The sequence below is a fragment of the Acinetobacter sp. ANC 5378 genome, assembly GCF_013004315.1.
GTDB lineage: Bacteria > Pseudomonadota > Gammaproteobacteria > Pseudomonadales > Moraxellaceae > Acinetobacter.
This window is the reverse complement of the sequence record NZ_JABERK010000039.1, coordinates 113,940-125,058: the sequence shown is the minus strand read 5'-3', so window position 1 is coordinate 125,058 and position 11,119 is coordinate 113,940. Positions and strand designations below refer to the sequence as shown.

The window sequence follows — 11,119 nt, the reverse complement described above, 5'->3', positions numbered from 1 at the left end:
ATCCAAGTAAATCTGTTTGAGAGAAAAACCTTAAAAGCTTTATTCATGCCCGATAAAATACCGATAAAACAAAAGGAAGCTCAATTGAGCCTCCTTTTATGAAAAATTGTGGGACAGCAGTGGGCATTATGCCTCTTTTTTTTATCGATCAATTTATTTCACTGTGCCGATATATTGATAATTATTGTTATTTTTTTGATAACGCAAATAATTTTGTGTCAATTCACCGGATGACTTAATCACTAAAATATCAATTTTTTGAAGATCTGCAGATACACGAATATAGAGTCGATCCATATCAAAAGGCTCTATATTTTTTGGATAATAATTACAGTCATAACGGACATTAATCTGATCCAATGCTTTTGTTTTCGTCTTAAACACATTCACACTTTTATATTGGGCATTTTCAACTTGAGTCGCTTGAATGCCATATTGCCCCTCACAACCACTGCCAATATACGTTTTAGAAACAAGATAGGTGGGAACATTATTCAATTGAGTTTGACGAATGGCTTTAATAAATCCCCCATCATTGAGTGGGTGTGTAATGACTTTGTTGCCCTGTTTAAACTGCACATAAGACTCAAATGCACGCATTGAACCACCCGCAGAAATATTAAACGTATAAAACTTGAGCTTTCGATCAGGACTGTAATTCAATAAAAGTAAGTTTTTATCGAGTAAATTTTTAAATGGGTATTCAAAACTTTGTGAATTTTTCTCAATAAAATTTGCGACTTTTGATGCAACTTCTTGATTGATACCATCATTCTCATAGCGATCAGTCAGACTAATTTTATAATATTTATTGATAATATCGGTTTCAAAATTTGCCACAGATTCTGCAAAAGTCTGGCTATTTACCAGACTCAACATAGCGAAAAAAAGAGCCATTGTTTTTAGCTTTAATATTTTATACATATAACAATCCTCTTAATTTTCGATTATATAAAGTAGAGTTAAATCAGTATTTAACTCTACTTGTACTTTAACCAATACGACGTTTAAGACCTGTCATCTGTAAAACACGGGTTGAAATTTCTTCAATCGACATTTCCGAAACATTCAAATATTTAATTCCTTCAGAAATATAAATTCCTTCAACCGCACGAAGTTCCATCTGACATTGACTGAAACTTGCATAACGGCTATTGGCTTTGCGCTCAGTTCGAATCGCTACAAGACGCTCCGCATCAATCATTAAACCAAACAGTTTATTTTTATGTGGACGCAATACTGCAGGCAAACGGTTGTCATCCAGGTCTTCTTCGGTTAACGGATAGTTCGCCACACGAATGCCAAATTGTAATGACAAATAAATCGAGGTTGGGGTTTTGCCTGAACGTGACACACCAATCAAGATTAAATCCGCTTTGTCATAATGGCGTGTACGTGCCCCATCATCGTTATCCAAGGCAAAATGAACTGCATCAATACGGGCTTTATACGACTCTGAATCTGTCACTGCATGGGTTTGTCCGACTAAAGTTGTAGGCGGAGTCCCTAAAACCTCAGACAATTTACCAATAAGCCCTTCAAATACATCAAGATTTACTGCATTTGCAGTGTTAATAATGTCACGTACATAGGGATCTACCAGCGTATCAAACACTAAGGGTTGCTGCCCATCACGATCAGCGCGCTGATTGATTTCCGCAACTACATTCATTGCGGCTTCTTCAGAGCTAATATAAGGAATAATATGAATGTCAAAATCAACATGAGGAAACTGTGCTAACAGTGAGTGCCCAAGGGTTTCAGCGGTAATTGCCGTACCATCAGAGATAAAAAATACACTGCGCTTAATTTGTTTACCTTCTGACATTAAAATTCTCCTTAAATATTTGTCTAAGTACTGTAAAATCTTTATAGTAAACCGATCTTACATGACTGTCGCCGAGTTAAATCAAAAAGCCGCGCGATTTGTTATAATTTCATGCCAGATAGTGATTAATACTGCAAAAGTGGAGTAACAACTTTGGAAGCGCGCGTAATTGGTCTAGAAAAATTAGGGAAACACGACGTTGAACTTGTAGGTGGGAAAAACTCATCTTTAGGTGAAATGATCAGCCACTTATCTAATGCTGGTGTGTCAGTACCAGGTGGTTTCGCAACTACAGCGGCTGCTTATCGTGAATTTCTCGAGCAAAGTGGCCTAAACGCTAAAATTCAGGCAGAGCTATCAACTTTAAATGTTGATGACGTAAATGCTCTTGCAGCAACTGGCGCCAAAATTCGCCAATGGATTGTCGATACTCCGCTTACAGCAGAACTTGAAAAAGAAGTTCGCGACGCTTTCGCTGAATTATCTAACGGCAACTCTGACATCGCGGTTGCCGTTCGTTCATCTGCAACTGCAGAAGACTTACCAGACGCTTCTTTTGCCGGTCAACAAGAAACTTTCTTGAACATCCGTGGTATCGATAACGTTCTCATTGCAATCAAAGAAGTATTTGCATCTTTGTACAATGACCGCGCGATCTCTTACCGTGTACACCAAAACTTCGATCATGACGTTGTTGCTTTATCTGCTGGTGTACAACGCATGGTGCGTTCTGAAACTGGTGCTGCGGGTGTAATGTTTACACTTGATACAGAATCGGGTTTCCGTGATGTGGTATTTATTACTGCATCTTATGGTTTGGGTGAAATGGTTGTTCAAGGTGCAGTAAACCCTGACGAATTCTACCTGTCTAAACCATTATTAAACGCTGGTAAACATTCTGTCCTGCGTCGTAATCTTGGCTCTAAACACCAAAAAATGATTTATGGTGAAGAAGCTTCTGCTGGTAAATCTGTGGTTGTGGTAGACGTTGAAAAACAGGATCGCCAACAATTTGCATTAAATGATCACGAACTTCAAGAACTTGCTAAACAAGCATTGATCATTGAAAACCATTACGGTTCACCAATGGACATCGAATGGGCGAAAGATGGCGACGACGGTCAAATCTATATCGTTCAAGCACGTCCTGAAACAGTAAAAAGCCGTGAAAATGTCGGTACCATGGAACGCTACCTGTTGAAACAAAAAGGTACTGTGGTTTGTGAAGGTCGTTCAATTGGTCAACGTATCGGTTCTGGTAAAGTACGTATCGTTTCTTCAATCAAAGAAATGGACAAAGTGCAAGACGGTGACGTTCTTGTATCTGACATGACTGACCCGGATTGGGAACCAGTAATGAAACGTGCAGCTGCGATTGTAACCAATCGTGGTGGTCGTACTTGTCACGCGGCAATTATTGCACGTGAGCTTGGCGTTCCAGCAATCGTGGGTTGTGGTAATGCAACTGAAGTATTGACTGATGGTCAAGAAGTGACTGTGTCTTGTGCTGAAGGCGATACAGGCTTCATCTACGAAGGTGCTTTAGATTTTGAAGTTCAACGTAACTCTATCGAATCTATGCCAGCACTTCCGTTCAAAGTCATGATGAACGTCGGCAACCCTGACCGTGCATTTGACTTCGCTCAAATTCCAAACGAAGGTATTGGTCTTGCACGTTTAGAATTCATCATCAACCGTATGATTGGTGTGCATCCTAAAGCATTATTGAATATTGACAGCCTGCCACGCGAAACTCGTGCAGCTGTAATGGCACGTACTGCGGGTTACTCTTCTCCAATCGAATTCTATGTAGAAAAATTGGTTGAAGGTATTTCGACTCTTGCTGCCGCTTTCGCTGACAAACCAGTAATCGTTCGTATGTCTGACTTCAAGTCAAACGAATATGCGAACCTCATCGGTGGTAAGTTATACGAGCCAGAAGAAGAAAACCCAATGCTTGGTTTCCGTGGCGCGAGTCGTTACGTTTCTGACAACTTCCGTGACTGCTTCGAACTTGAATGCCGCGCATTGAAGAAAGCACGTGATGAAATGGGCTTAACCAACATTCAAATCATGATTCCTTTCGTACGTACCGTTGCTGAAGCGAAACGTGTGATCGAATTATTGGCGCTTAATGGTCTTAAACGCGGTGAAAATGGTCTTAAAGTGATCATGATGTGTGAATTGCCAACCAATGCATTGTTGGCTGAACAGTTCCTTGAACACTTCGATGGTTTCTCTATCGGTTCTAATGACTTGACTCAGTTAACACTCGGTCTTGACCGTGACTCTGGTATTGTTTCTCATCTGTTCGATGAACGCGATCCAGCGGTTAAAGCCCTCCTTTCTATGGCGATTCATGCATGCCGTAAAGCAGGTAAATACGTAGGTATTTGTGGTCAAGGTCCTTCAGACCATCCAGATCTTGCTAAATGGTTGATGGAACAAGGTATTGAGTCGGTTTCTTTAAACCCGGACTCAGTTTTAGACACTTGGTTCTTCCTTGCTGAAGAAAAAGCTCAACAAGCTTAAGAAACTATGTTAAAAAAAGACCCACATTTGGGTCTTTTTTTTCATCTATAATTTAAGGGTTTGCTATACAAACCTAATTTACGTTTTGAGATTTAATATTTATGCAAATTTACTTGGCTCGTAATAATCAACAAGCTGGTCCATACACCTTAGAGCAGCTGAACCAAATGCTCGCTAGTCAGCAAGTTCTGCTTACAGATTTGGCTTGGCATCAAGGCATGACCGAATGGAAAGCTTTAGGTGAATTAACCCAAGGTAAACTTGTATATCAACCTGAAGGTTATATAGCTCCCACACCCATCCCTGAACAAACCCCTTTTCAGAATTCCAGCTTTAACAAAATACAGGTTGAAAAAAAAGCAGCACAAAATAATGAGCTTGCTTCCATTAGCACAAGAATCTTAGCAAAAATTATCGATTTATTGCTCTGGTTACCTGCGGCTGCCATTCCATCTTTTTTCCTAAAACCTGATCAAGTTAACCAGCTATCAGAAATTCAGCAAAAGATGCAATCTGCAGACACATCAACTCAAGCAGTCCAGTTACAACAGCAATTATTTACCCTCATTCCAGCAGAAGCTTGGCAAGCAATGCTTATCTATATCATTATTATGCTTGGAATTCAGGCATTTATGTTGGCGAAATCCGGGCAAAGTATTGGCAAAAAACTAACCAAGATCAAAATTGTAGATGTAGAAAGTGGTGAGAAAGTAAGCTTAATGCGTGCATTTACTTTACGCAGTTTCATCTTTATTATTTTAAATTTGCTGTTTATGCCGTTTATCACCATCCTTGACCATGTTTTTGCGATTGGCGAAAAACGTCAAACTTTGCATGACAAGCTCGCAAAAACCAAAGTGGTCAAACAATAATCACACAATAAACAGGGATTTTTTATATCCCTGTTTTTCCCCAGAATATTGATATTCAAATAAAATTATTATCTTGAAAGTTTAATTCCGAGTAAAAAAATCAGTTTTTATAACAGTCATTTAAAGCCCCTTTACATATAGCTTAGTTCAACAATATGAGGCATAATGCCTCACAACGTAGCGGTGTCTCATGATTGGGAAGGATTTTCTATGCTTAGAATATCTAAGCGAAAATAAAACATTTCCAATCATGCGACACTTTAATCGCTATCCCATATTAAATTAGGGAATGGGACTCTTCACCGAGGTTGTAAAATGAGACAAACAATTTTAGCTGTATTGTCTTTATCTGCGATGGCTGCACTCTTGACTGGGTGTGGCGGTGATATGGTACTTCTAAACTCAAAAGGTCCAGTTGCTGAAGGTCAAAGTAACCTGATGATGACTGCGATCTATTTAATGCTTTTGGTGGTCATTCCATCAGCAATTATGGCATTGTGGTTTGGATGGAAATATCGCGCATCGAATAAAGATGCAGACTATAAACCTACATGGGCACACTCAACTGCAATTGAAATTGTAGTATGGGGTATACCTGTCATTATTATTGGTATTCTAGCGTGGTTAACTTGGTGGGGTTCCCACAAGTATGACCCATACCGTCCGGTCGAATCTGATAAAGCACCTTTAACTGTTCAAGTTATTGCTGAACAATTCAAATGGATCTTCATCTACCCTGAACAAAACATTGCGACTGTTAACGAAATCCGCTTCCCAGAGAAAACTCCGGTTACTCTTCGTTTAACTTCGAACTTCACAATGAACTCGTTCTTTATCCCTGCATTGTCTGGTCAGATTTATGCAATGGCGGGTATGCAGACTCACTTGAACTTCTTGGCAGACGAAACTAGCCCAGCTGAAGGCTACCGCGGTTTCTCTTCTAACTATTCAGGTTATGGCTTCTCACAAATGCGCTTCCGTGCACATTCTGTAACAGATGCTCAGTTTGCTGAATGGGTAGCAGCAGTTAAAGCAGGCAAAGGTACTTCAGTAAATCCTAATGCAGTTCAAAAAGCTGTTTTAGACCAAGCTGAATTTGCAGCTTTACGTGACGGCAACCGTTCTAAGCACCAAATCGAAGTAATGGTTGTGAATGCCCAAACTCCTGAAGAAAAGGCTGCTGCTGAAGCAATGAAGTCTTATCCGACTAAGCCACACCCAGTGACTTATTATTCTTCGGTAGAGCCCAAATTGTTCGAATCAGTGATTAACAGATACATGAGTAATTACCACGGTGCTGACCATTCAGCAACTGCTGGTCACGAAGCTGCTGCTTCTGGTGCTCATGCAGATGTTGAACATGCGACTGCAGCTTCTGTAGAGGAATAAGACATGAGCTTATTAGGTAAGTTAGGTCCGGATTCAATTCCACACGACCCAATTGTATTGGTGACTGTTGCGATGATGATCCTAGGTGGCCTTGCAGTCGTTGCAGGGATTACCTACTTTAAAAAATGGAACTACTTGTGGACTGAATGGTTCACTTCTGTAGACCATAAAAAAATTGGTATCATGTATATCTTCGTATCTGTAATCATGCTAGTTCGTGGTTTTGCAGATGCGATCATGATGCGTCTTCAGCTGTTCCTTGCTAAAGGTGGCGGCGAAGGTTACTTGCACCCAGAACACTATGACCAGATCTTCACCGCACACGGTGTGATCATGATCTTCTTCGTAGCGATGGGGCTTGTAGTCGGCTTAATGAACATCTCTGTACCTTTACAGATTGGTGCTCGTGACGTTGCCTTCCCATTATTGAACTCTCTAAGCTTCTGGTTATTTGCCGGTGCTGCGGGTCTAATGATGGCTTCTCTTGCACTGGGTGAATTCGCTGCAACTGGTTGGATGGCTTACCCTCCACTATCAGGCATTGAATATTCTCCGGGCGTAGGTGTTGACTACTATATCTGGGCACTGCAAATTTCAGGCTTGGGTACGCTTTTAACAGGTGTTAACTTCTTTGTTACCATCATTAAAATGCGTGCACCTGGCATGACATTGATGGATATGCCGATCTTTACCTGGACATCTTTATGTACAGCAGTATTGATCATTGCAGCTTTCCCTGTGTTAACTGCAACTATTGCAATGTTAACGCTTGACCGTTACTTCGGTTTCCACTTCTTTACAAATGACTTGGGTGGTAGCCCGATGTTGTATGTAAACTTGATTTGGACTTGGGGTCACCCGGAAGTTTACATCTTGGTATTACCTGCCTTCGGTATTTACTCAGAAGTTGTATCAACTTTCTCTCGAAAAGCATTGTTTGGTTACAAATCAATGGTGTATGCAACTGTAGCAATCACAGTATTGTCTTTCGTTGTATGGGTTCACCACTTCTTTACCATGGGTGCTGGTGCCAACGTTAACGCGTTCTTCGGTATCATGACCATGATTATTGCCATCCCGACTGGTGTGAAAATCTTCTCTTGGTTATTCACCATGTACAAGGGTCGCATTACCTTTACAACACCAATGCTTTGGACACTTGGCTTCCTTGTGACTTTTGGTATCGGTGGTTTAACGGGTGTATTAATGGCAGTTCCACCAGCGGACTTCCTGGTACACAACTCGTTATTCCTGATTGCCCACTTCCATAACGTAATTATTGGTGGTGTAGTATTTGCAATGTTCGCAGGTATCATTTTCTACTGGCCAAAAATGTTTGGTTGGAAATTGAATGAAACTTGGGGCAAAGCTGCTTTCTGGTTCTGGTTCTTCGGTTTCTATTTTGCATTCATGCCACTTTATATCCTTGGTTTCATGGGTATGACTCGTCGTCTGAATACATATGACAACCCAGAGTGGGATCCATACATCGCTATTGCACTCTTTGGTTCGGTTCTTGTAGCGTGTGGTATTGCATGTTTCTTAATGCAAATCATTGTTGGTTTCTTACAACGCAACAACAACATCGATCACACTGGCGACATCTGGGATGGCCGTACTTTAGAATGGGCAACTTCTTCACCTGCTCCATTCTATAACTTTGCTCATCTTCCAAAGATCAATGGTATTGATACTTTCTGGACTGACAAAGAAAATGGCATCGCATATGCCAAACCAACTCAGTATGAAGACGTTCATATGCCAACCAACCGTGCGGCTGGTTTCGTTATTGCAATGCTGATTACTGTAATGGGCTTTGCTTTAATCTGGCATATCTGGTGGTTAGTAGCCGTTGGATTCATTGGTGCTATCGTTTCGTTTATCGTAAGTTCATTCACTAAGAAAGTGGATTACTATGTGCCTGCTGCTGAAGTAGAACGCATTGAAAACGAACGCTATGCGATTCTTGAAAAACACTTGAAGAAGGACTAAGACAATGGCTGAAGTACTTCATCACGACAACCATGGACATGACGAGCATCATCATCACGATGATACTGACATCACAGTCTTTGGTTTCTGGACTTACTTGATGAGTGACTTGATCCTATTCGGGACACTCTTCATCGCGTTCGCTGTATTAAGCAGTCACATTCCTGTTGGTACTCCAAGTGCTAAAGAGCTTTTTGGTGAGTCTTTAGGTTTCGTTTTAACTGAAACTTTTGCTCTCTTGATCTCGTCTGTGACCTTCGGTTTTGCCGTACTTGCTTCATACAAGAAAAATGTAGGTCAAGTTTTAACTTGGTTAGCAATTACCTGGCTATTTGGTGCTGCCTTCATCGGCATGGAACTTTATGAGTTCAATCACCTCGTTCATGCTGGTCATGGTCCAAGCACAAGTGCGTTCTTGTCTGCATTCTTTACTCTAGTTGGTACGCATGGTATTCACGTAACTTCTGGTTTGGTGTGGATGATCATTTTGATGATTCAAATCAAGAAAAATGGTTTGACTCTTCCAAACACTCGTCGTCTTGCTTGTCTAAGCTTGTTCTGGCACTTCCTGGACATCGTTTGGATCTGTGTATTCAGCGTAGTTTACTTGATGGGAGTTCTCTAATGAGTCACGATCACAATTCTGCTGGTGCATCGCACGGTAACTTAAAACAATATACTGTCGGTTTCATCCTTTCAGTTGCTCTCACTATCATTCCTTTTGGAATGGTAATGAGCGGTGGCTTTGAACGCGGTATCTTGGTTACTGTAATTGCTATTACTGCAGTTGCTCAGGTTTTAGTACAGCTCATGTTCTTCTTGCACATGAACTCTTCTTCAGAGCAACGTTGGAACGTGATTGCATTTATTTATACAATATTAACCATCGCTATTCTTTTAGTGGGTTCTGTATGGATCATGAACTACCTTCACTACAACATGATGATCTAAACTGATTGTCATGCTGAAAAAGTATTTATTCCTGACTAAACCAGGAATTCTCTTTGGTAACTTTGTTACCACTTTGGGCGGCTATTTCTTAGCCGCTCAAGGTTCTGTAGATTTCCTTTTATTGCTTATTACCCTCCTGGGTACAACTCTGGTTGTTGCCTCTGGTTGTGTGGTCAATAACGTTATTGACCAAGACATCGACCAAAAAATGCAGCGCACACAAAATCGTGCGATGGTTAAAAAATCCATTTCTGTCCCTGTAGCTTTGGTGTATTCCTTGGTACTTGGCGTGATTGGTTTTAGCATTTTATGGTTCTGGGTAAATGCGTACGCTTTTTTATTTGCAGTGATTGGTTTTGTAGTCTATGTGGTGTTTTATAGCCTCTGGACAAAACGCACAACAATTCACCAAACAGTTATTGGAAGTATTTCTGGTGCAAGCCCACCAGTGATTGGATATACCGCTGTTAGTCATGAATTTGACTTAGCTGCACTGCTTATTTTTATTGGTTATGCACTTTGGCAAATGCCCCATTCATGGGCGATTGCAGTATATCGTTTTGATGACTACAAAAATGCAGGTATTCCGATTCTCCCTGTAGCACGTTCCATTTTACGTACTAAAATTGAATCACTGATTTATGTTGTATTATTTACCATTACCATGAATGCCTTGTTTATATATGGTTATGTAAACTGGCTGTATCTCGTTATTTTAAATGCGTTATGCATTTATTGGTTTTATATTGGTATGCTGGGCTTTAAAGCTGAAAATGACCAATTATGGGCAAAACGCTTTTTCCTGTTTTCGGTTATTCTGATTACGATCATCAGTATATGTTTTAGTTTTACCTCCCAAGCGCCAGCAACACAAATCGTGTTTTTTTAAAAAAGATAGAGTTCTACTCTATCTTTTTTTCATCCTCTAATTTTCAGCACTCTCAAAACACCCATTCAATTCCCCTTCCATTTTCATCTAGTCCAGCTTTTGCACTTCTAGTGCTTGCATATAAATCAATCACCACAAAAAGATTCGCTTGTAATTTATCCCTAAAACCACTAAAATTCACGCTTCGCAATTTTTGCGACACAACTTTGGTTGTGACTCCTTGCTTCTGACTTTTCAAAAGTTAGGGGCTGCATAAACCGTAAGGAGCTGACAATGCGTCACTACGAAATCGTACTTTTGGTACATCCAGACCAAAGCGATCAAGTTGTGGGTATGGTAGAACGTTACCTAACTCACATCAAAGAAGCTGAAGGTCAAATTCACCGTTTAGAAGATTGGGGCCGTCGTCAATTGGCTTACCCAATTAACAAAATTCATAAAGCTCACTACATTTTAATGAATGTTGAATGTGGTCAAACTACGCTTAATGAATTAGAAGAATTGTTCCGTTATAACGATGCAATCCTTCGTAATGTTATTATTCGTCGTGAAAATGCAATCACTGAAGAATCATTGCTTGCTAAAAGTGCTGAAGAAAAGCGTGCGCGTAAAGCACAACGTGAAGAAGCACAACAATCTCAAGACTCTGCTGAAGCATAAGGAGAA

Annotated in this window: 10 protein-coding genes; 8 read left to right on the top strand and 2 right to left on the bottom strand. The window is 40.4% G+C overall.

Annotated features, from left to right (window positions below; genetic code table 11):
• Window positions 1-153: 153 nt before the first annotated feature.
• Both HLH16_RS09040 and ppsR read right to left on the bottom strand, forming a co-directional pair.
• Complete coding sequence (locus tag HLH16_RS09040) at window positions 154-897, bottom strand: hypothetical protein (RefSeq protein ID WP_171529075.1); 744 nt, start codon at window positions 895-897, stop codon at window positions 154-156.
• A 94-nt stretch (window positions 898-991) separates the two neighbouring features.
• On the bottom strand, window positions 992-1,828 hold the full coding sequence (gene ppsR, locus HLH16_RS09035) for a posphoenolpyruvate synthetase regulatory kinase/phosphorylase PpsR (RefSeq protein WP_171529074.1): 837 nt from the start codon (window positions 1,826-1,828) through the stop codon (window positions 992-994).
• A gap of 153 nt (window positions 1,829-1,981) precedes the next feature.
• Between ppsR and ppsA the strand changes: the two genes are divergently transcribed.
• The 8 genes from ppsA (at window position 1,982) to rpsF (ending at window position 11,113) form a co-directional block, all read left to right on the top strand.
• Complete coding sequence (ppsA, locus tag HLH16_RS09030; protein WP_171529073.1) at window positions 1,982-4,360, top strand: phosphoenolpyruvate synthase; 2,379 nt, start codon at window positions 1,982-1,984, stop codon at window positions 4,358-4,360.
• Between the two features lie 101 nt (window positions 4,361-4,461).
• Window positions 4,462-5,232: an RDD family protein gene (locus HLH16_RS09025; RefSeq protein ID WP_171529072.1), complete on the top strand. Its 771-nt coding sequence runs from the start codon at window positions 4,462-4,464 to the stop codon at window positions 5,230-5,232.
• Window positions 5,233-5,547: 315 nt separating this feature from the next.
• Window positions 5,548-6,621 (top strand): ubiquinol oxidase subunit II, encoded by a 1,074-nt coding sequence (gene cyoA / locus HLH16_RS09020; RefSeq protein WP_131291944.1) that lies wholly within the window; start codon window positions 5,548-5,550, stop codon window positions 6,619-6,621.
• 3 nt (window positions 6,622-6,624) lie between these two features.
• Window positions 6,625-8,613, top strand: a complete 1,989-nt coding sequence (cyoB, locus tag HLH16_RS09015; protein WP_171529071.1) for a cytochrome o ubiquinol oxidase subunit I — start codon at window positions 6,625-6,627, stop codon at window positions 8,611-8,613.
• A 4-nt stretch (window positions 8,614-8,617) separates the two neighbouring features.
• Window positions 8,618-9,238, top strand: a complete 621-nt coding sequence (cyoC, locus tag HLH16_RS09010; RefSeq protein WP_171529070.1) for a cytochrome o ubiquinol oxidase subunit III — start codon at window positions 8,618-8,620, stop codon at window positions 9,236-9,238.
• Entirely contained in the window at window positions 9,238-9,564 is a 327-nt protein-coding gene (gene cyoD, locus HLH16_RS09005) for a cytochrome o ubiquinol oxidase subunit IV (RefSeq protein ID WP_131291949.1), read from the top strand. The genes cyoC and cyoD overlap by 1 nt, the downstream gene beginning before the upstream one ends.
• A gap of 10 nt (window positions 9,565-9,574) precedes the next feature.
• On the top strand, window positions 9,575-10,453 hold the full coding sequence (cyoE, locus tag HLH16_RS09000) for a heme o synthase (RefSeq protein WP_171529069.1): 879 nt from the start codon (window positions 9,575-9,577) through the stop codon (window positions 10,451-10,453).
• A gap of 273 nt (window positions 10,454-10,726) precedes the next feature.
• A complete protein-coding gene (gene rpsF / locus HLH16_RS08995; protein WP_053578020.1) occupies window positions 10,727-11,113 on the top strand; it encodes a 30S ribosomal protein S6 in 387 nt (128 codons plus the stop codon).
• Window positions 11,114-11,119: the final 6 nt, after the last annotated feature.

Coding starts and splice junctions, on each gene's coding strand:
- cyoE (WP_171529069.1), top strand. CDS start 9,575: ATGCTGAAAAAGTATTTATTCCTGACTAAACCAGGAATTCTCTTTGGT.
- ppsR (WP_171529074.1), bottom strand. CDS start 1,828: ATGTCAGAAGGTAAACAAATTAAGCGCAGTGTATTTTTTATCTCTGAT.
- cyoB (WP_171529071.1), top strand. CDS start 6,625: ATGAGCTTATTAGGTAAGTTAGGTCCGGATTCAATTCCACACGACCCA.
- cyoD (WP_131291949.1), top strand. CDS start 9,238: ATGAGTCACGATCACAATTCTGCTGGTGCATCGCACGGTAACTTAAAA.
- HLH16_RS09025 (WP_171529072.1), top strand. CDS start 4,462: ATGCAAATTTACTTGGCTCGTAATAATCAACAAGCTGGTCCATACACC.
- cyoA (WP_131291944.1), top strand. CDS start 5,548: ATGAGACAAACAATTTTAGCTGTATTGTCTTTATCTGCGATGGCTGCA.
- cyoC (WP_171529070.1), top strand. CDS start 8,618: ATGGCTGAAGTACTTCATCACGACAACCATGGACATGACGAGCATCAT.
- HLH16_RS09040 (WP_171529075.1), bottom strand. CDS start 897: ATGGCTCTTTTTTTCGCTATGTTGAGTCTGGTAAATAGCCAGACTTTT.
- rpsF (WP_053578020.1), top strand. CDS start 10,727: ATGCGTCACTACGAAATCGTACTTTTGGTACATCCAGACCAAAGCGAT.